This window comes from Sporofaciens sp. St.21A7, from assembly GCF_059728535.1.
Map to the genome: position 1 here is coordinate 625,533 of NZ_BAAGFN010000001.1, position 21,089 is coordinate 646,621.

Here is a 21,089-nt window from a genome sequence, read left to right on the forward strand (position 1 = left end):
ATTAGATGTCTCCTCCTTCTATCATATCGTCGATTACTTTCTTGAGGGTAGTAATTGCCTCGTTCATGTCTGTGTGGTCAAACTGTGCGCCGGATGCGTTCATATGCCCGCCTCCGCCAAGGCGTTCCATGATAATCTGCACATTCACCTCGTCAATAGACCTGGCGCTCACATAAATCCTTCCGTTGTACTCTGTCAGTACGAAGGAAGCCTTGATGTTGCTGATGTCCAGCAGCTCATTTGCCGCCTGCGCGCCTACGATGGTCGGGCTTTCAATCTCGAGCGCCGTTCCTTTTGCAATGGCAAACTTCTTGTGGTAAACCTCCGCGCTGCTGATAATCTCCGCTTTTGCCCGGTAGGACTCCATGTCATCCCGGAACATCTTACGGACATGGGTGATGTCTGCCCCGCATCTGCGCAGGAATGCCGCAGCCTCGAAGGTACGCACACCCGTATGGTTTACGAAGTTGTTGGTGTCAATCATAATCCCCGCATACATACTGCTTGCTTCAATCTTAGGAATCTTGATGTCGTCCACAATGTATTGCAGAACCTCAGCTACCATCTCACACGCAGAAGAAGCGTAAGGTTCAATATAGGACAGCATGGCGTTCTCGATATTGTCGCTGCTCTGGCGGTGATGGTCGAGTACGACGATAGTCTTGGTCTTTTTCAATAATTCTTCACATTCTGTCATCTTAGGGCGGTTCGTATCCACGACTACCACCATCGAATTCTCGTCTGCCATCTCGATTGCCTGGGCGGACTTGAGGAACAGTCCTTCCGGATAGTTGGAATCCTTCACGAAACACTCGTACAGTGGACGGAGCGAAGCCGATACTTCGTTGATTACGACGTAGGCTTTCTTCTCCATGGCTGCCGCCGCACGGCAGATTCCGATTGCGGCGCCAAAAGCGTCCGCATCCGTCAGTTTATGTCCCATGACGAAAATCTTGTCTTTCAAGGTAATGAATTCCCGGAGCGCCTCTGCCTTCACTCGGGCTTTGACCCGGGTATTCTTAGAAGTCTGCTCACGTTTTCCGCCATAGTATGTAATACCATGGCTGTCTTTGATGACTGCCTGGTCTCCGCCCCTTGCCAGGGCAAGGTCGATGGCGACCCGGGCGTAGTTATAACCCTGGGAATAAGCGTCGTTGCTAAGACCAAGACCGATACTTAAAGTTGCCGGAATTCCGTTTCCGATATTCACCGACTTTACGTCCTCAAGCAATGAGAACTTGTCAGCCTCCAACTCTTTGAAATACTGCTTCTTGAGCACGATAAAATATTTGTCCGTCTCCATCTTTTTGACGATACCGTCAACTTTGGCGATATACTGGTTAATCTTCCGGTCTACCAGCGCCATCAGCAGGGATTGGCGAACCTCTTCTACGCTGTTGATGACTTCGTCATAGTTGTCAATATAGATTAAGCCGGCAACCAGACGCTGTTCTTCGTTCTCTTTGATGTAGCGGTTCAGTTCCGTTACATCCTGAAGATGGACGGCGATAAAATACTCTTTTTCCGCCGGCATCTGAAGGAGCAGGCCAGTGTCGTTGAATCCTTCCACGGAAACCTGCCGCAGCTCTGCCTTGAACTCCCGGTTGCCGAAATAGACGTCCATCTCTACCGTATCCTGAATCTCCTTAGGAAAAATGCTCCGGTTCAGTTCAGGAATGTACTTGCTGATTGGAACGTCCCGTCTGGGTTTGCATCCTAAGATCTCCTTGAACAGGTCGTTCATCCAGATAGTCTTCCCGTCGCTCATTAGGATTGCGTAGGGCAAGGTCAGCTCTTTTAACAAGGTGTTCTGGACAATTCCATACTGTGCCGCAAATTCCACCAAATCCTTCAAGAGGACAGTCTTGCTTCGGAAATAAAGTCCCAGGGCAATCAGACTGTAAATCACGACGAAGATTCCTATCAGGCTTCCTGCCCGCCGGTCGATGATATAGACCCAGATGTTCATCGCAATCAGCAGCACCGCCATGATGGACGGCCACTGGATATACATTTTTAACTGTCCGCGTAGTTTCAGCTTTTCGGTTTCACTTTTCTTTTCTAACATCAGCCCATCCTCACCATCCTCATGTTCTCTAAAAGATAAAATATATGGGAATCATTATACCACTTTTTAATAGAAATGAAAAGGCATTAAGAAAAGTAGGGGAAAATTAAGAAATTCTTTAACATTTTCCATTAAAATTGGTGTATAGTGTTTCATGGAAATGTTTCACACTAATAACAGAGTGTCGGGAGAGAAGTGTTATGATGAAGAAGATGAAAAGATGGGCTGCCGTTACTTTGTGTGCGGCGCTGTGTATATGCGGCTGTTCGGCAGGAGACGGCGGTGAAAAAGAGGAGAAACCGGAAGTTTCGGAGACGAATAAAGGGAATAAGGAGAAGAAAGAAAAAGCATACCAGAAGAAGCTGGATATGATTAAGCCATCCGCTTATGATAACGTAATGGGCCTTGAGCTTGAGGAAGGAACCTCCCTTTCTATCATAGGCAAGGCGGAAGGCGTACCGTACTGGGATGAAGTTCGCCGCGGTGCGGAGCAGGCGGTTAAGGATATCAATGAGAATCTGGGATATGAGGGGAAGAAGCAGGTGAAGGTGACATACAGTGCGCCTAGTACGCCGGACAACGTAGATGAGCAGGTGAATATCCTGGATGAAGAACTGGCGAGATATCCGGCGGCTCTTGGGATTGCGATTGCGGATACGAAGGCATGTGAAGTGCAGTTCGACCTTGCGGCGGAGAGCGATATCCCTGTGGTAGCGTTCGACTCAGGAAGCGGTTATCAGGGTTTGATGGCGATGGTATCGACGGATAACCGGGCGGCGGCTCGGGAAGCGGCGCAGAGGCTGGCGGAGTCGGTGGAAGAGAAGGGAGAAGTGATTCTGTTCATACATGACTCGAAATCTGAGTCGGCAATGAGCCGGGAGCAGGCATTTCGGGAGGAGCTGGAAACGAATTATCCGGAGGTCAGGATTGGGGAAGTTTATTATATGGATCAGTTGGCCGATATGCAGGAAAGGATTGCGGCAGAGATGAACGGCGGTCAGCCGGGAGATGCCGCGGGGACTAACGGAGAAGCCGGAGACGGAAGCCAGCCTTTAGAGGAGGGCGGAGATGGGAGCCAGCCTTTAGAGGAAGGCGGAAACGGTAGTCAGTTAGGAGATGCTGCGGGGACAGACGGAGCAGGTGGAAGCCAGTCCGGAGAAACGGCGGGAAAAGATGCCGGGATTGATAGTCAGGATGCCCAGACGGCGCAGGATGGGGGCGGAGAGAGCGTTTCAGCAGGGGGGGAGGCTGTCCCGGCAGATATGTTTTCGGAAGAAGAAGTGATTGACTATCTCTTTGAGAAGCATCCGGAGGTCAAAGGAGTATATGCTACGAATGGAGACGCCGTGAAGCTGGCGGTAGAAGCGGTGGAGCGTAATGATGCAAAGGCTTCTATTATTGGCTTTGATGCGGATCAAGAAGAGCTTGATGCGCTGGAAGAAGGAAAAGTAGATGCGCTGGTGCTGCAGAATCCTTTTGGGATGGGGTATGCTGCGGTCATCGCATCTGCAAGAGCGGCTCTTTCTATGGGAAATGAGGCTGTGGTAGACACAGGGTATGTGTGGATTACGAAGAAGAACCTGGAAGAGGAAGGGATTCAGAAATTGCTGTATTAATCGATAGCAATTTTTGAATGATGAAAAAAGCAGGTTTCGATAGAAACCTGCTTTTTCAGTGATATGCCATCTCTGTATTGTGGATGTTCTGAATACTGATTTGCCAATATGAATCGTCTTATAATACTGGCAATCAGATATCAGCGAAAATTATATATCAAACGTCGGCGTCTCGCTGCTGTCGGGAGCCGCCTCGGGAAGGTACAAGTGTACAAGCTCAATCCTGTTCTTGTCTAATTTATCAACGACCATATGAATCCCATCTTCTGTGTGGATACTGTCACCTGCCTCCGGAAGCCGGTCAAGCCGTTCGATAATAAATCCACCCAGTGAATCGTATTCTTCCGAGTTCAAATCCAAATCCAGCCGGTCGTTCAAATCATCCAGATTCGTAGAGCCTTCTACAATATACTCACGTTCGTCTATCTCCTGAATAAAGTCTTCTTCATTCTCGTCATACTCGTCATGAATCTCTCCGACAATCTCCTCCAGAATGTCCTCCAGAGTAATCAGCCCGGCGGTCTCTCCGTATTCGTCAAGTACGATTGCGATATTAAAAGAAGCCTTGCGCATCTCTACTAAAAGCTCGGAGATATTCTTGTATTCATAGGTGAAATAGGCCTCTCTCAAAATATCCTGAATATGAAATCCCTTCGTATTGTCATATAACAGCAAGTCTTTCATATTAATAGTACCAACCACATTATCCGTCGTATCCCGAAATACCGGCAGCCTTGTAAATTTGTCTTCCCGGAAGATTTCGATCAGCTCGTCGTAGGTACTGTTGACATCTGCAAATGTTACATGGACACGGGGAACCATGACATCCTTTGCCCTGGCGTCGCCCAAGTCGAATACATTGTTGATCATCTCCCGCTCGTCGGATTCAATGACTCCGTCTTCGTGGCTTACGTCCACGATGGTACGAAGCTCTGTCTCTGTCATGACATTGTTCTTGGCATTCGGATCGACACGCAGAAGAAACAGTACGCCGATGGAAAGTCCGTTAATGATAAAGATTGCAGGTGTCATGACCTTCATAAATATACTGATAACCGGTGCATAGAGCAATGACATCTTCTCCGAATGGAGAGTAGCCATAGTCTTAGGGGTAATCTCCCCAAATAACAGGATTAATACGGTTAAGATACCGCTTGCGATTGCAACCATAGAACCACCAAAGCTATAAGCAAGGGAGGTAGTCAGGGATGCTGCCGACAGGTTCACGATGTTATTGCCAATCAGTATGGCGCTTAACATCTTGCCGGAATCGTCCGTGATTGCAAGAACTGTCCTGGCGCGCTTGCTTCCTTCCTCTGCCAAGGTTCGCATCCGTATCTTGTTAACGGTAGTCAGCGCTGTCTCCGCAGATGAAAAGAATGCAGACAACAATAATAAAATAAACAGAATAATGAGTCGTGTGGCGTCACTCGAGTCCAATTGATTAGTTCACTCCTTTTTTACATAAAAATACTAGGATAAAATTCCTTTGGAACTAATATAACGCATTTGGATAGATTTTGCAAGTGTACATTGAATTTATTGTTAAATTAGTGTATGATACCCTAGTACATGAATCAAATTGAAAAACAGATGGAGAATTAGAATGGAACAGAGCACATATCATGAATTATCAGAGATTGTACCCAAAGAGAGAATCCGCAGGGAAGAGCCGATGAGCATCCACACCACATTTCGGGTCGGAGGACCGGCGGAGTTATTCGTGACGCCGGGGACTTTTGACGAGGTGAAGGAAACGGTCGGGGTGTGCAGGACCCATAACATCCCTTATTATATTGTAGGAAACGGAAGCAACCTTCTGGTTTCCGACAAGGGATATCAGGGAGTCATCATTCGAGTGGGAAAAGAACTTGGAGAAATCCGAATTGAGGGAGATACGGTGACGGCCCAGGCGGGCGCATTACTGTCCGTTGTAGCGAATCGGGCGATGGAAGCGGGACTTACCGGGTTCGAGTTTGCATCTGGGATACCGGGGACACTTGGCGGAGCCTGTGTTATGAATGCAGGGGCCTATGGCGGCGAGATGCGGGATGTGTTGACGGAGATTACGGCGCTGACGCCAGAAGGAGACATAATCAGGATTCCTAAGGAGCAGATGGAGTTTGGCTATCGTACCAGCGTCGTCGCCCGGAAAGGGTACATTGTGCTGGAAGCTTGTATGCAGTTAAAAAAAGGCGACAGACAGGAAATCCGGGCGAAGATGGAAGAATTGAAAGAAAAAAGGGTCAGCAAGCAGCCTTTGGAATATCCCAGCGCTGGAAGTACATTTAAGAGACCGGAGGGATATTTTGCAGGAAAGCTTATTCAGGATGCAGGGCTTAGGGGATTTGCCATCGGAGGGGCTCAGGTATCCGAGAAGCATTGCGGTTTCGTGATTAACAGAGGCGAAGCAACGGCAAAGGATGTGTCAGACCTTATGATTCGGGTATCGGAAATCGTGGAGGATAAGTTTGGCGTCAGGCTGGAACCTGAGGTGAAGAGGCTGGGAGAGTTCTAAAGATGAGATGTGTAATTGTTACAGGAATGTCGGGGGCAGGCAAGAGCACTGCACTGAAAATGTTAGAGGATGTGGGGTATTTCTGTGTAGATAACCTGCCTGTACCTCTGATTCCTAAGATGGCTGACTTGCTTCTGGTGCCGGGAAGTGAACTGAATAAGGCGGCGCTTGGCGTGGATATCCGAAGCGGGCAGAGTCTTGCGGAGATGGCAAAGGTACTGAATGAGCTGGATCATGCAGGAATGAAGTATGAGATTTTGTTTTTGGAATCTGCCGACCATGTCCTGATTAAAAGATACAAGGAGACAAGACGGTTCCATCCGCTTTCGGGCAACGATGGCCGTGTGGACGAAGGAATTCTCAAGGAGAGGGAAAGAATAAAATTTCTAAAAAAACGGGCAGATTATCTGATCGATACCAGCCATATGCTCACCAGAGAATTGAAGCGGGAGCTGAATAAGATATTTGTGGAGAATAAAGAATATAAGAACCTCTATATCTCTGTGCTTTCGTTTGGGTTCAAGTATGGAATCCCTCCGGATTCCGATCTTGTGTTCGATGTTCGGTTTCTGCCGAATCCATATTATATAGAAGAATTACGTCCCCAGAGCGGTAATGACAGAGAAGTCAGGGAATATGTCATGAATAATGAGAAAGCGGCAGAGTTTTTAGATAAAATGACAGATCTGATGGAATTTTTGATTCCTAACTATGTCCAGGAAGGGAAGACGCAGCTTGTGATTGCAATCGGCTGCACTGGCGGGAAGCATCGCTCGGTCACTCTGGCAAACGAACTGTTTGAGGCGTTGAGCAAGAATGAAAATTACGGTATCCGGGTTGAACACCGTGATATTGGGAAAGATGCGATTACGAAGGCAAAATGAGTGAACCGAAAGGGGTGCGAGATGTCATTTTCGGGCAGAATAAAGGAAGAACTGGCAGGGCAGTATGCGAAGGCAAGGCACTGCAATCTAGCGGAATTATCTGCAATGATTCATATGTCAGGGGAATTTTCTGAGGACAGGAAGGGAGTATGCTGCGTCCATGTCCATACGGAAAATTTTACAGTTGCAAGAAAATGCTTTACATTATTGAGAAAAACATTTAATATAGGAATAAGTATCGCAATACGCAGGAATATGACCAAAGGAAGTACAAGCTACGATATATACGCCAAAGGAGAGGAATTACTGGCAGTCAGGAAAGCGATGGTACAGGCTGTATGCTGCAAGCGGGCATACATCCGCGGTGCATTTATCACAGCGGGTTCCATGAGTGATCCGGGCAAATCCTATCATTTTGAGATCGTCTGTGACACGCGGGGAGAAGCAGAATATCTTAGGACAATGGTGAATTCATTTGATATGGATGCGAAGATCGTTGCGAGGAAAAAGACCTATGTGGTATACCTGAAAGAAGGTTCGCAGATTGTAGACGTACTGAATGTGATGGAGGCTCATGTGGCGCTTCTGGAACTTGAGAATGTCAGAATTGTGAAGGAGATGCGCAATAGTGTGAACCGCAAAGTGAACTGTGAGACAGCGAATATCAATAAGACTGTGTCTGCTGCTGTCAGGCAGATGGAGGATATTAAGTATATACGCGATACGGTTGGTTTTGACAAGTTGCCGGAAGGTTTAAAGGACGTCGCCCTTACACGCCTTGAGAACCCGGACGCAACTTTGAAGGAGTTGGGAGGGCTTCTGAAAGACCCGGTTGGGAAGTCGGGAGTCAACCACAGACTGAGGAAATTAAGTGAAATAGCGGTAAAGTTAAGGGATTAGCAAGGAGGAGCATTTTTTTATGACTAAGAGACCTGTTACGATTCAAAACAATATGGATATGGAAGACCGTCCGATTGCACACCTGGTACAGGAGGCAAGCCAGTATGCGAGCCAGGTGTTCATTGAGATTGATAACAAGAAGATCAATGCGAAGAGTATCATGGGGATGATGAGTCTAAAGTTACAGAAAGGTGAATGTATTACGGTAGTGGCTGAAGGACAGGATGAGCATGAGGCAGTGGCAGGGATTGAAGGGTTCCTTGTCGCAAGTAACTAGTTGTATGGAATCGGAGAACCTGTTTGCTGGACGGGTATGTGATGAGAGGAATCCGAATAAGTATACATTGCGGGGTACCCTTTGGGTATACATAGTAGGTTTGGTCGGAGAACTGCTGCGGATATTGGCGGCAGTTCTTTAGCATTTTGGAAGGAGATGCATGTGCTATGAAACGGTTGTTGTTTATCTATAATCCGCGGGCAGGAAAGGGGCTTTTGAAGCCGCAGCTTTCGGATATTATTGATATTTTTGTGAAGGCGGGATATGAAGTGGGCGTATATCCAACCCAGGCGTATCGGGATGCGTATAAGAAAGTGCAGCAGTACGATGCCGGCCAATATGATCTGGTGGTATGCAGCGGCGGAGACGGTACGATTGATGAGATTGTGACCGGGATGATGCACAGAAATGTGAGGACGCCGGTTGGGTATATTCCTACTGGGACTACCAATGATTTTGCCAACAGTCTGCATATTCCTAAAGGGCTTTTGAAGGCGGCAGACAATGCGGTGAACGGTGTGCTGTTTCCCTGTGACGTGGGACGTTTTAATGAGGATATTTTTGTGTATGTTGCGGCATTCGGCATTTTCACAGACGTTTCCTATGAGACGAAGCAGGAGGTAAAGAATATCCTGGGACATCTGGCGTACGTGCTGGAGGGGACGAAACGGTTGTTCAATGTGCCTTCTTACCGAATTAAGGTGGAGCATGACGGAGAAGTGATTGAGGATGAATTTATCTTCGGGATGGTAACAAATTCCCGCTCGGTCGGAGGTTTCCGCAATATGATTGGAAAGCAGGTGGTGTTCGACGACGGGTTGTTTGAGGTCACGCTGATTAAGAAACCGTCGAATCCGATTGCCTTGCAGGAGATTATTGCGTCGCTCCTGATTGAACAGGTGGACACGAAGCATATGTATACGTTCAAGACGGGGCATATTACCTTCGAGTCATTGGAAGAGATTCCGTGGACGCTGGACGGGGAGTTCGGCGGGGAGCATGACGAAGTGGTGATTGACAACCTGAATAAGCAGTTGGAAATTATGGTTCCGGAGCAGTATGTGGAGGAACTGCAGGCTGGCCAGGGAAACAAGTAAAAGTTTGATAAAGTTTTATAAAAATAGAAAAAACGGTTGACAGGAACTTCCCTGAATGCTATAGTAACAAAAGGCTGCCGAAGACAGCAGGTGCTCGATTGTATGAGCGTAAGCAAACCAACGCCTGCCGAGGAAAGTTTGATTCGTTGACTATGAATTAACAATACCTCTGTGTCTTTGATACAGGGGTTTTTTGTATACGGCACTTTTCCGATTATGCAGTCGAACAGAATTTATAAGGAGGTGTACCATTCGTGGCAAAAGTTGAATTAAAACAACCAATCGTACAGGCTATTGCGGATGATGTCAAGGATGCGGCGAGCGTCGTTCTGGTTGACTACCGTGGTCTTACTGTCGCACAGGATACGGAACTGCGTAAGCAGTTAAGGGAAGCGGGAATCATCTACAAGGTTTGCAAGAACACAATGATGAAGAGAGCTTTTGAAGGAACCGACCTTGCGGCATTGGACGAGCATCTGGAAGGGCCGAGCGCGATTGCGGTTTCTAAGGATGATGCAACTGCTCCGGCAAGGATTCTCTGCAAGTTTGCGAAGGATGCGAAGGCTCTTGAGCTGAAAGCAGGTGTGGTTGAAGGTACGGTATATGACAGCGCCGCACTGAATGAGCTGGCTAAGATTCCTTCAAGGGAGGAATTGCTGTCCAAGCTGCTTGGAAGCTTGCAGTCGCCAATCACCAACCTTGCCCGCGTTCTCAATCAGATCGCAGAGCAGGGAGGGGCGGCGAACTGCACACCGGCTTCATCCGATGCTCCGGCAGAGGAAGCGGCAGAAGCTCCGGCAGAGTAATCTGCATGAGCTTGTTCAAAGGAACTTTATGTATCAGGAAGATACAAAAATAATATGAATAAATGGAGGAAAATAGAATGGCAAAGTTGACAACAGCTGAATTTATTGATGCAATCAAAGAATTATCAGTATTAGAGTTGAATGATTTAGTAAAAGCATGTGAAGAAGAATTTGGTGTATCTGCAGCAGCAGGCGTCGTAGTTGCAGCGGCAGCAGAAGGCCCGGCAGAAGAAGAGAAGGATGAGTTCGACGTAGAGTTAGTATCTGCAGGCGCTTCCAAGGTTAAGGTTATCAAGGTTGTGCGTGAGATTACAGGTCTTGGTCTGAAAGAGGCTAAGGCAGTAGTTGATGAAGCTCCGAAGGTAGTGAAGGAAGCTGTTTCTAAGGCAGAGGCTGAGGAGATTAAGGCTAAACTTGAGGCTGAGGGTGCAGAAGTAAACCTGAAATAAGGAACTGCAAAAGCGAAGTAATTTTAGAGAGGGCTGTCCTGGAAAGGGCAGCCTTTTTGCGCAAATGTCATTCAATTCTGATAAAATGATTTATGGGGGATACATACGTAATTCGAGAAAATTCTAGGAAAATCTTCAAAAAAATCGTGAAAAATTGCCAAAATTTCATTGACAAGCCTTGTAAGTGTGTGGTATAGTAAAAAATGCACTATTGTGGAAAGTTCTGCCATAATATCGCGTGGGGACAGTGGGGAATGCGCTGTTTCCAATGGTTTTACAATATTGTTTTCCAAAAAATTGTGAGGAGAGTGAAACGTCAATATGGAGAAAAACAGAATTCGTCCCATTAAAAGCGGAAAAAGTTCACGCATGAGTTATTCCAGACAAAAAGAAGTTCTTCAGATGCCGAATTTGATCGAAGTCCAGAAGGATTCTTACCAGTGGTTTCTGGATGAAGGACTGAACGAAGTATTTGATGACATTTCCCCGATTACCGACTACAGCGGTCATCTGAGCCTGGAATTTGTTGACTTTACTTTGTGCGAGAAAGACGTGAAATACACGATTGAAGAGTGTAAAGAACGTGATGCCACTTACGCGGCGCCGCTTAAAGTACGGGTGAGACTTCATAACAAAGAGACAGATGAGATCAACGAGCATGAGATATTCATGGGCGACTTGCCGTTGATGACAAGTACAGGTACGTTTGTGATTAACGGGGCAGAACGTGTTATCGTAAGCCAGTTGGTGCGTTCGCCAGGTATCTATTATGCAATCGCACATGACAAATTAGGCAAGAAGCTGTATTCCTCCACCGTCATCCCGAACAGGGGCGCATGGCTGGAGTATGAGACGGATTCCAATGACGTTTTTTATGTACGTGTAGATAGAACGAGAAAGGTGCCGATTACCGTGTTAGTCCGCGCGCTGGGAATCGGGACTAATCCGGAGATTACCGAGCTGTTCGGTGAAGAACCTAAGATTATGGCAAGTTTCGAGAAGGACGCCGCGACGAATTACCAGGAAGGTCTTCTGGAACTGTATAAGAAGATCCGTCCGGGTGAGCCGTTGGCGGTGGACAGCGCAGAGAGTCTGATTACCAGTATGTTCTTTGATCCGAGACGCTATGACTTGGCGAAGGTGGGAAGGTATAAGTTCAATAAGAAGCTTTCCCTCAAGAACCGTATCACCGGGCAGGTGCTTGCGCAGGATGTGGCAAGCCCGATTACGGGGGAGGTCATTGCCGAGGCAGGAGCGAAGGTGACTCGGGAGATGGCAGATCGGATTCAGAATTCGGCGGTTCCTTTTGTTTGGATTGAGCGGCCGGAGGAGGAGCGAAGTATTAAAGTGCTCTCTAACATGATGGTGGATCTTGACGCTGTCGTGGAGATTGACCCTAAGGAAGTAGGGGTTACGGAACAGGTGTATTATCCTGTCCTTGAGGGAATCCTTGAGGAGACAGGCGGCGACGTCGATGAATTGAAGGATGCTATCCGCAGGGATATCCACGACCTGATTCCTAAGCATATTACGAAAGAAGACATTATTGCGTCCATTAATTATAACATCCATTTGGAGTATGGATTGGGAAATGACGACGATATCGACCACTTGGGCAACCGGCGTATCCGTTCTGTAGGGGAGCTTTTGCAGAACCAGTACCGAATCGGTCTGTCCAGACTTGAGAGAGTCGTGCGGGAGAGAATGACCACCCAGGATTTGGAAGGAATTTCTCCCCAGTCGTTGATTAATATTAAGCCTGTGACAGCGGCGGTGAAGGAGTTCTTCGGTTCTTCACAGTTGTCACAGTTCATGGATCAGAACAACCCGCTGGGTGAGCTGACCCATAAGCGGCGTCTGTCCGCACTTGGACCAGGAGGTCTGTCCCGTGACCGTGCAGGTTTCGAGGTCCGGGACGTCCATTATTCACACTATGGAAGGATGTGTCCGATTGAGACGCCTGAAGGTCCGAACATTGGATTGATTAACTCCCTTGCGACCTACGCAAGGATTAATCAGTATGGGTTCATCGAGGCTCCGTACCGCAGGATCGATCACAGCGACCCGGCGAACCCGGTGGTCACGGAGGACGTCGTCTACATGACCGCGGACGAAGAGGACAATTATCATGTAGCGCAGGCAAATGAGGCGCTGGATGCGGAAGGACATTTTATCCGTAAGAATGTATCCGGACGTTACCGGGAAGAGACGCAGGAGTATGAGAGACGTATGTTTGATTACATGGACGTTTCCCCTAAGATGGTGTTCTCTGTGGCAACGGCGTTGATTCCTTTCCTAGAGAACGACGATGCGAACCGTGCGCTGATGGGTTCCAACATGCAGCGTCAGGCAGTGCCGCTTCTGATGACAGAGGCTCCTGTAGTCGGAACCGGTATGGAGGAGAAGTCGGCGGTGGATTCCGGCGTCTGTGTGATCGCGGAAAAAGGCGGCGTGGTAGAGCGTTCTACCTCTACGGAGATTACCATCCGTCAGACGGACGGCAATCTGAAAAGATATAAGCTTACAAAGTTTTTGAGAAGTAACCAGAGCAACTGCTATAACCAGAGGCCGATTGTGTTCAAAGGAGACAAGGTGGAGGCAGGCGACGTGATTGCAGATGGACCGTCTACGTCTAACGGCGAGATGGCCCTTGGCAAGAACCCGCTGATTGGGTTCATGACGTGGGAAGGCTACAATTACGAGGATGCCGTGCTGCTGAGCGAGCGTCTGGTGCAGGAGGATGTATATACATCTGTCCATATCGAAGAGTATGAGGCGGAAGCCCGTGATACCAAGCTTGGACCGGAAGAGGTCACGCGGGATATCCCGGGTGTGGGAGACGACGCCCTGAAGAATCTGGATGAGAGAGGAATCATCCGGATTGGTGCGGAGGTGCGCGCAGGAGATATTCTTGTGGGCAAGGTGACGCCTAAGGGAGAGACGGAGCTTACGGCGGAAGAGCGTCTGCTTCGGGCGATTTTCGGAGAGAAAGCCCGGGAGGTAAGGGATACTTCTCTGAAAGTACCCCATGGTGAGTATGGTATCGTCGTGGATGCGAAGGTATTTACCCGGGACAACGGCGATGAGCTGTCTCCGGGTGTGAACCAGGCTGTCCGCATTTATATTGCACAGAAGAGGAAGATTTCTGTAGGGGATAAGATGGCAGGACGTCACGGAAACAAGGGTGTTGTTTCCCGTGTGCTGCCTGTGGAGGATATGCCGTTCCTGCCGAACGGGCGTCCTTTGGATATCGTACTGAACCCGCTGGGTGTGCCTTCCCGTATGAATATCGGGCAGGTATTGGAGATCCATCTGTCCCTTGCATCTAAGGCATTGGGATTCAACATTGCGACGCCGGTATTCGACGGTGCGAATGAGAATGATATTATGGATACCCTTGACCTGGCAAATGACTATGTGAATCTGAGCTGGGAAGAGTTTGAAGCGAAGCATAAGGAAGAATTGCTTCCGGAGGTTATGGAATACCTGTCTGAGAATAGAGACCACAGGGAGTTGTGGAAGGGGGTTCCCATTTCCAGAGACGGAAAGGTGCGTCTGCGCGACGGACGAACGGGAGAGTATTTCGACAGCCCGGTTACGATTGGGCATATGCATTATCTGAAACTGCATCATCTGGTAGACGATAAGATCCATGCCCGTTCTACCGGTCCTTACTCACTGGTTACGCAGCAGCCGTTGGGCGGTAAAGCACAGTTCGGCGGACAGCGATTCGGAGAGATGGAGGTATGGGCGCTGGAGGCATACGGCGCGTCCTATACGCTGCAGGAGATCTTGACCGTGAAGTCTGACGATGTGGTCGGACGTGTGAAGACATATGAAGCGATCATTAAGGGCGAGAATATTCCGGAACCGGGTATCCCGGAGTCCTTCAAGGTATTGCTCAAGGAGCTGCAGTCTCTGGGACTGGATGTGCGTGTGCTGCGTGATGACAATACGGAAGTCGAGATTATCGAGACTGCTGATATGGGAGAGACAGATTTCCGCTCACTGATTGAAGGAGACAGGAAATATCATCAGGATGACGACCTTGGGGAGCATGGATATACCGAACAAGAATTCCAGGGGGAGGAACTTATTGATATTGAAGAGGAACCTGAAGAGGAAGACTTTGATGATATGGAATATGAACCCGATGATGATTTTTATGACTTGTCGGATGATGAATAGGAAGGGGTGCCAGTATGCCGGAAAACAATAAGGAACAAGCGTATCAGCCAATGACTTTTGACGCTATCAAGATTGGTCTGGCGTCGCCGGAGAAGATTCTGGAATGGTCCAGGGGAGAAGTGACGAAGCCGGAGACAATCAATTACCGTACGCTGAAGCCGGAGAAGGACGGATTATTCTGTGAGAGAATCTTTGGACCCAGCAAGGACTGGGAGTGCCACTGCGGTAAGTACAAGAAGATTCGTTACAAGGGCGTTGTCTGTGATCGATGCGGTGTTGAGGTTACAAAGTCCAGCGTACGCCGTGAGCGTATGGGGCATATTGCCCTGGCGGCTCCTGTGTCTCATATCTGGTATTTCAAAGGAATCCCTAGCCGTATGGGACTGATTCTTGACCTGTCGCCAAGGACGCTTGAGAAGGTGCTTTATTTTGCATCCTATATCGTGCTGGACAGAGGGGACAGTGACCTGCAGTACAAGCAGGTGCTTTCGGAGCAGGAGTATCAGGAGGCAAGAGAGAAGTGGGGGTCCGCTTTCCGTGTGGGGATGGGAGCGGAGTCTATTCAGGAACTTTTGCAGTCTATCGACTTGGATAAAGACTATGAGGAATTACAGGAAGGCTTGAAAGGAGCGACCGGGCAGAAGCGGGCAAGAATCGTGAAGCGTTTGGAGGTTGTTGAGGCTTTCCGTGAATCCGGAAATAAACCGGAGTGGATGATTATGACGGCAATCCCGGTCATCCCGCCGGATTTGCGTCCGATGGTACAGTTGGACGGCGGACGTTTTGCTACGTCGGACTTGAACGATTTGTACCGCCGGATTATCAACCGTAATAACCGTCTGAAGCGTCTGCTGGAGCTGGGCGCGCCGGACATTATCGTTAGGAATGAGAAGAGAATGTTACAGGAGGCTGTGGATGCGCTGATTGACAACGGGCGCCGCGGCCGTCCGGTAACAGGACCAGGCAACAGGGCTTTAAAGTCCTTGTCCGATATGCTGAAGGGTAAGTCCGGGCGTTTCCGCCAGAACTTGCTTGGCAAGCGTGTGGATTACTCTGGACGTTCCGTTATCGTGGTAGGACCTGAGTTAAAGATTTATCAGTGCGGTCTTCCGAAAGAGATGGCGATCGAGCTGTTTAAGCCTTTCGTTATGAAAGAGCTGGTGCAGAACGGGACTGCCCATAATATTAAGAATGCAAAGAAGATGGTAGAGCGGGTGCAGCCGGAGGTATGGGACGTACTCGAGGATGTAATCAAGGAGCATCCTGTCATGCTGAACCGCGCCCCTACGCTTCACAGGCTTGGTATCCAGGCGTTCGAGCCGATTCTGGTAGAAGGTAAGGCGATTAAGCTGCATCCATTGGTATGTACGGCTTATAACGCCGACTTTGACGGCGACCAGATGGCGGTGCATCTGCCGCTGTCCGTGGAGGCGCAGGCGGAGTGCCGTTTCCTGCTGCTGTCACCTAACAACCTGCTGAAACCGTCTGACGGCGGACCGGTTGCGGTTCCGTCTCAGGATATGGTACTTGGTATCTATTACCTGACCCAGGAAAGACCGGGGGCGAAGGGAGAGGGCAAGTTCTTCAAGAATGTCAATGAGGCGATTCTTGCTTATGAGAATGATGCAATTACGCTCCATTCCCGCATTAAGGTGCGCACGAAGAAGACGATGCCTGACGGGACTGTGAAGAGCGGCAATATTGAGTCTACCCTTGGACGTTTCCTGTTTAATGAGATTATTCCGCAGGATCTTGGATTTGTTGACCGTGAGGCACAAGAGAACGCACTTTTGCTGGAGGTGGATTTCCACGTCGGGAAGAAGCAGTTAAAGCAGATTCTTGAGAAGGTCATCAACACCCATGGCTCTACGGCTACGGCGGAGGTATTGGACGCAGTTAAGTCTATTGGATATAAATATTCTACGAGGGCAGCCATGACCGTATCGATTTCCGATATGACCGTGCCGCCTCAGAAGCCGGAGATGATTCAGCAGGCTCAGGATACGGTGGATAAGATTACCAAGAACTTTAAGCGCGGCCTGATTACCGAGGAAGAGCGTTACAAGGAAGTTGTGGAGACTTGGAAGGCGACGGACGACGCACTGACGGAAGCGCTGCTTTCCGGCTTGGACAAATATAATAACATTTTCATGATGGCGGATTCCGGAGCCCGTGGTTCGGATAAGCAGATCAAACAGCTTGCGGGTATGCGTGGGTTGATGGCGGATACGACGGGACGTACCATCGAGCTGCCTATCAAGTCTAATTTCCGTGAGGGGCTGGACGTACTGGAATATTTCATGTCTGCCCACGGAGCGCGTAAAGGATTGTCTGATACTGCTCTTCGTACTGCCGATTCCGGATACTTGACCAGACGTTTGGTTGACGTATCTCAGGAATTGATTATCCATGAGGTGGATTGCGTGGAGAAGGGAGCCGAGCTTCCGGGCATGTATGTCAAGGCATTCATGGACGGAAATGAGGAGATTGAGAGTTTACAGGAGCGTATTACGGGACGCTATCTGTGTGAAAATATTGTTGACAAGGATGGCAATATCCTTGTGAAAGCGAATCATATGGTAACGCCAAAGCGTGCGGAACTGATTATGAAGAAGGGTGTGGATGAGAACGGGAATACACTGACTCAGGTGAAGATCCGGACGATCCTTACCTGTAAGTCTCATAACGGTGTCTGTGCGAAGTGTTACGGCGCCAATATGGCGACCGGTGAGCCAGTACAGGTAGGTGAAGCTGTCGGTATTATTGCGGCGCAGTCTATCGGTGAGCCTGGTACGCAGCTTACCATGCGTACATTCCATACGGGCGGTGTTGCCGGCGACGATATCACACAGGGTCTTCCTCGTGTCGAGGAGCTTTTCGAGGCGAGAAAGCCGAAAGGTCTTGCGATTATTACAGAATTTGCCGGAACGGCGAATATCCACGATACGAAGAAGAAACGGGAGATTATCGTTACCAATAATGAGACGGGCGAGACGAAGGCTTATCTGATTCCGTATGGTTCCAGAATCAAGGTTCAGGACGGCGCGGTGTTAGAGGCGGGAGATGAGCTGACAGAAGGCAGCGTGAACCCTCATGATATCTTGAAGATTAAGGGCCTGCGGGCTGTGCAGGATTATATGATTCAGGAAGTGCAGCGTGTATACCGGCTGCAGGGTGTTGAAATCAATGACAAGCATATTGAGGTAATCGTTCGTCAGATGCTTAAAAAGGTTCGTGTGGAAGAGGCTGGGGACAGCGAGTTCCTGCCGGGTACGAACGTAGACAGGCTGGAATTCGAGGATGTGAATGCGGCGTTAGAGAGGGAAGACCTTGTGCCGGCTCTGGGCGAGCAGATTATGCTTGGTATTACCAAGGCATCCCTGGCAACCAATTCCTTCCTGTCGGCGGCGTCCTTCCAGGAGACGACAAAGGTTCTGACCGAGGCGGCAATCAAGGGCAAGGTAGATCCGTTGATAGGCCTGAAAGAGAATGTCATTATCGGTAAGCATATCCCGGCTGGTACGGGTATGCGGAAATACCGTGATATTCGGCTGGACAGCGACAAGGAGCTTGAGGATGAAGTGGATCTGGATGAAGAAGCCGGGCTGCAGGATGATTTTGCGGAAAGCGAAGAGATGGATGTAGAAGAGCTTGAGGATTTGTCCGGACTGGGGTATGATGACTTGGATGAAGCTGATGAGCTGGATTCGGAAGACGACGCAGACTATGAATCGGAAGAAGAGGAGTTTGTGGAGTTGGTAGAAGAATAATGTGATGAGATTGTGGGAGCAGTGGTCTGTTGGGGATTGCTGCTCCGTATCATTTAAGAGGGTTACTTTTCACACCCACGCCAGTAATAGGCTTTTTAGAAAGTGTTGGTAAATGTGCTGAAATTAAAAAAAATTTTATCCACAGTAAATGATACATTTGAGGACAAAATGTTATTAACATTTTGTCCTCAGATATTTCTTGTGGATAACATTTCCTCTTTTCTGTTTTTCGTCTTAAACCCCCCTTCTCACATCTCTTTCTGCGTGGTTTAATATCCATTTGTCTTGAAAAATCAACAATTTATCCCTGGCAAAATGACGAATGCCAGATTTCATTCATTCGCTTTTTTTCCAGGTTTCTGCTATACTTTTTTTATTACAAGTGCGGAGGCAGCAATGAGTAAAGAAACATCACTTATAAAAAAATATGAATTACAGATTTCTAAATTGGAGAATGCTCTTAAAGAAGCAGAAAATGTAATCCGAATCCAGGAAAAATGTATTCGGACTTCGGAAGAGCTTCTTGAACAGAAAGAAGAATATATTTCCATGCTGACATTACAACTGGAAGAGACAATAGAATTAAGCAGAACGATGGCACAGGTATTAGATTCCCGCCCTAATTCATCAAAGGAGATTACAGATGAATCCATTTGAATATACAAGTGCATTACAGTACAAAGTGAAATCACTGGCACAGCAGATCGCCGAATTTAAATCCGGCGAGAGATACCAAAAATTAGAAGAAGAATATAAGAGTATTATTCGGAAACTTGAAAAAAATATCCGGGAATTAAAACAAGAATTAGCACAGGCACGTAAGGAGATCCGGTCTGTCCGTAATCAATGGATGGAAGCAAATGATGATCTTTACCACGAATGCCAAAAAGAACTTGACAGGAAAGACCGTCTCATTGCAAAGCTCAAAAAAGAGAATCTGGAAGTTGTTCGCCAGAGAGATGAAGCATTAGATAAATGCCGTGATATAAGACAGGAATTCTACAGGGTAGGGGCTGAACTGGAGGAAGAAAAAGGCCTGAACCAAAAACTGACTGCGCAGGTCAATATGGATTTTGAGAATTCATCCATCCCCTCTTCCCAGCAGAAACCCGGCAGGAAAAAAATCCCGAACAGCCGGGTAAAAACTGACCGGAAACCGGGCGGACAGCCAGGCCATGCCGGACACCGCAGGAAGCTCCATGCCGTAACAGAGACACATGAAATCCCTGCACCTGCAAAATACCTGGATAAAGAGAATTATTATGAGACGGGAAAAATCATTCGGAAACAGAAAGTGGTCATCCAGATGTCTGTAGCGGTCATGGAATATACGACAAAGGAATACCGTGACAAAAGAACCGGAGCCCGTGTACATGCTCCATTTCCAGAAGGATATATCAATGAAGTGAACTATGACGGGACGGTGAAGGCACTTGCCTTTCTCCTGAGCAATGAATGCAACGTATCCCATGGAAAAATAAGAAAGCTAATCTCAGAATTGACAAAAGGCGAGATCGAACTGTCCGACGGCATGATCAATGGTCTTACCAGGGAATTTTCAGCGAAAACAGCGGAAGAGAAAAAAGAGATTATAAAGAAACTAATGCAGTCTCCGGTCATGAATGCAGATTTTACAAACGCATCTGTAAATGGGCACAGTGCGCAGGTCCTTATACTTGCATCCCCGATTGCAGATGTGGCACTTTATATAGGCAGGGAGAAAAAAGGGCATAAAGGAATAGAAGGAACGCCGCTGGAGAATTATGTTGGGATTGTCTTGCATGACCATGACAAGACATTTTACCATTATGGAACAAAACATCAGGAGTGTACCCAGCATGACTGCCGCTATCTGATCGGCAGCGAGCAGAATGAGCCGCAGCTGGAATGGAACAAGGAGATGCACGGATTGTTCCAGGAGATGCTGCATTACCGAAATGGGTTGGGGGAGAAAGAACTTGATCCGATAATTGTTGAGGGATTCGAGAAAAGGTATGACGAAATCCTGAACAAGGCGGAGAAAGAATATCAGGATGAGCCGCCGACGGAGTATTATAGGGAAGGGTATAATCTATTTCTCCGGTTAAGGGAATATAAAGAAAGCGAATTATTGTTCCTGCATGACAAACGGGTTCCAGCCAATAATTCCCTATGTGAAAGATTGGCAAGAGTCTATAAACGAAAACAGAAGCAGGCAATTACTCTGCGGAGCCAAGAAAGTTTAAACGATATTTGTAATGGCTTAAGCATAGTCTATTTGTTACGCTCACAAAATGTAGATGTATATCAGAAGATATCAGAAATATATGAACGGAAACGCCCGCCCAAAATAAAACAGGAAAAGGTTGTTGCTAAAGCTTAACGCCAAAGCAGCAACCTTTTTTATTATACAGATGGCGTGGGTGTGAAATGTAACTTAAGAGGTTTTCAAACGAACAAAAGTATAAAAAGTTATTGTAATTTCTTGCAATTATGCTATACTATATCTAGAGAGCGTCCCGTAATTCATGCCCTTA

14 protein-coding genes and 1 other annotated feature are annotated in these 21,089 nt (G+C 47.9%); of the genes, 12 read left to right on the forward strand and 2 right to left on the reverse strand.

Translation table 11 applies throughout. From position 1 onward, the window contains the following. Position 1 precedes the first annotated feature (1 nt). On the reverse strand, positions 2-2,068 hold the full coding sequence (locus AC6I3O_RS02975) for a DHH family phosphoesterase (RefSeq protein WP_497849650.1): 2,067 nt from the start codon (positions 2,066-2,068) through the stop codon (positions 2-4). A 200-nt stretch (positions 2,069-2,268) separates the two neighbouring features. On the opposite strand from AC6I3O_RS02975, the gene AC6I3O_RS02980 reads away from it, so the two are divergent. Continuing rightward, complete coding sequence (locus tag AC6I3O_RS02980; RefSeq protein WP_497849651.1) at positions 2,269-3,684, forward strand: substrate-binding domain-containing protein; 1,416 nt, start codon at positions 2,269-2,271, stop codon at positions 3,682-3,684. A 150-nt stretch (positions 3,685-3,834) separates the two neighbouring features. Here the strand turns inward: AC6I3O_RS02980 and AC6I3O_RS02985 are convergent, their stop codons facing one another. Next, complete coding sequence (locus AC6I3O_RS02985) at positions 3,835-5,124, reverse strand: HlyC/CorC family transporter (protein ID WP_497849652.1); 1,290 nt, start codon at positions 5,122-5,124, stop codon at positions 3,835-3,837. A gap of 166 nt (positions 5,125-5,290) precedes the next feature. On the opposite strand from AC6I3O_RS02985, the gene murB reads away from it, so the two are divergent. The 11 genes from murB (at position 5,291) to AC6I3O_RS03040 (ending at position 20,935) form a co-directional block, all read left to right on the forward strand. Next, positions 5,291-6,202 (forward strand): UDP-N-acetylmuramate dehydrogenase, encoded by a 912-nt coding sequence (murB, locus tag AC6I3O_RS02990; protein WP_497849653.1) that lies wholly within the window; start codon positions 5,291-5,293, stop codon positions 6,200-6,202. A gap of 2 nt (positions 6,203-6,204) precedes the next feature. Next, positions 6,205-7,086 (forward strand): RNase adapter RapZ, encoded by an 882-nt coding sequence (gene rapZ / locus AC6I3O_RS02995; protein WP_497849654.1) that lies wholly within the window; start codon positions 6,205-6,207, stop codon positions 7,084-7,086. A 21-nt stretch (positions 7,087-7,107) separates the two neighbouring features. Further along, positions 7,108-7,986, forward strand: a complete 879-nt coding sequence (gene whiA, locus AC6I3O_RS03000; RefSeq protein WP_497853410.1) for a DNA-binding protein WhiA — start codon at positions 7,108-7,110, stop codon at positions 7,984-7,986. 19 nt (positions 7,987-8,005) lie between these two features. Continuing rightward, positions 8,006-8,263, forward strand: a complete 258-nt coding sequence (locus AC6I3O_RS03005) for an HPr family phosphocarrier protein (protein ID WP_159750090.1) — start codon at positions 8,006-8,008, stop codon at positions 8,261-8,263. 167 nt (positions 8,264-8,430) lie between these two features. Beyond that, positions 8,431-9,360, forward strand: coding sequence for a diacylglycerol/lipid kinase family protein (locus AC6I3O_RS03010; RefSeq protein WP_497849655.1), 930 nt, complete (start codon positions 8,431-8,433; stop codon positions 9,358-9,360). A 59-nt stretch (positions 9,361-9,419) separates the two neighbouring features. Then, positions 9,420-9,565 (forward strand) — a sequence feature (ribosomal protein L10 leader region). Between the two features lie 49 nt (positions 9,566-9,614). Further along, positions 9,615-10,166 (forward strand): 50S ribosomal protein L10, encoded by a 552-nt coding sequence (gene rplJ / locus AC6I3O_RS03015; protein ID WP_497849656.1) that lies wholly within the window; start codon positions 9,615-9,617, stop codon positions 10,164-10,166. A 77-nt stretch (positions 10,167-10,243) separates the two neighbouring features. Beyond that, positions 10,244-10,615 (forward strand): 50S ribosomal protein L7/L12, encoded by a 372-nt coding sequence (gene rplL / locus AC6I3O_RS03020; RefSeq protein WP_497849657.1) that lies wholly within the window; start codon positions 10,244-10,246, stop codon positions 10,613-10,615. Positions 10,616-10,936: 321 nt separating this feature from the next. Next, the gene (gene rpoB, locus AC6I3O_RS03025) at positions 10,937-14,803 is read left to right on the forward strand and encodes a DNA-directed RNA polymerase subunit beta (RefSeq protein ID WP_497849658.1); all 3,867 of its coding nucleotides are present in this window, start codon (positions 10,937-10,939) and stop codon (positions 14,801-14,803) included. A 14-nt stretch (positions 14,804-14,817) separates the two neighbouring features. Beyond that, the gene (gene rpoC / locus AC6I3O_RS03030; protein ID WP_497849659.1) at positions 14,818-18,573 is read left to right on the forward strand and encodes a DNA-directed RNA polymerase subunit beta'; all 3,756 of its coding nucleotides are present in this window, start codon (positions 14,818-14,820) and stop codon (positions 18,571-18,573) included. Positions 18,574-18,969: 396 nt separating this feature from the next. Then, positions 18,970-19,230 (forward strand): hypothetical protein, encoded by a 261-nt coding sequence (locus AC6I3O_RS03035; RefSeq protein ID WP_305085201.1) that lies wholly within the window; start codon positions 18,970-18,972, stop codon positions 19,228-19,230. After that, positions 19,217-20,935 carry an IS66 family transposase gene (locus AC6I3O_RS03040; protein ID WP_304523303.1) on the forward strand — a complete coding sequence of 573 codons (1,719 nt, stop codon included), beginning with the start codon at positions 19,217-19,219 and terminating at the stop codon, positions 20,933-20,935. Before AC6I3O_RS03035 ends, AC6I3O_RS03040 begins: the two co-directional genes overlap by 14 nt. Positions 20,936-21,089 lie beyond the last annotated feature (154 nt).

Bases quoted from the DNA above. Each gene is read 5' to 3' on its own strand.
- AC6I3O_RS02975 (WP_497849650.1), bottom strand. From the start codon at position 2,068: ATGTTAGAAAAGAAAAGTGAAACCGAAAAGCTGAAACTACGCGGACAG.
- AC6I3O_RS02980 (WP_497849651.1), top strand. From the start codon at position 2,269: ATGATGAAGAAGATGAAAAGATGGGCTGCCGTTACTTTGTGTGCGGCG.
- murB (WP_497849653.1), top strand. From the start codon at position 5,291: ATGGAACAGAGCACATATCATGAATTATCAGAGATTGTACCCAAAGAG.
- rapZ (WP_497849654.1), top strand. From the start codon at position 6,205: ATGAGATGTGTAATTGTTACAGGAATGTCGGGGGCAGGCAAGAGCACT.
- whiA (WP_497853410.1), top strand. From the start codon at position 7,108: ATGTCATTTTCGGGCAGAATAAAGGAAGAACTGGCAGGGCAGTATGCG.
- AC6I3O_RS03005 (WP_159750090.1), top strand. From the start codon at position 8,006: ATGACTAAGAGACCTGTTACGATTCAAAACAATATGGATATGGAAGAC.
- AC6I3O_RS03010 (WP_497849655.1), top strand. From the start codon at position 8,431: ATGAAACGGTTGTTGTTTATCTATAATCCGCGGGCAGGAAAGGGGCTT.
- rplL (WP_497849657.1), top strand. From the start codon at position 10,244: ATGGCAAAGTTGACAACAGCTGAATTTATTGATGCAATCAAAGAATTA.
- rpoB (WP_497849658.1), top strand. From the start codon at position 10,937: ATGGAGAAAAACAGAATTCGTCCCATTAAAAGCGGAAAAAGTTCACGC.
- rpoC (WP_497849659.1), top strand. From the start codon at position 14,818: ATGCCGGAAAACAATAAGGAACAAGCGTATCAGCCAATGACTTTTGAC.
- AC6I3O_RS03035 (WP_305085201.1), top strand. From the start codon at position 18,970: ATGAGTAAAGAAACATCACTTATAAAAAAATATGAATTACAGATTTCT.
- AC6I3O_RS03040 (WP_304523303.1), top strand. From the start codon at position 19,217: ATGAATCCATTTGAATATACAAGTGCATTACAGTACAAAGTGAAATCA.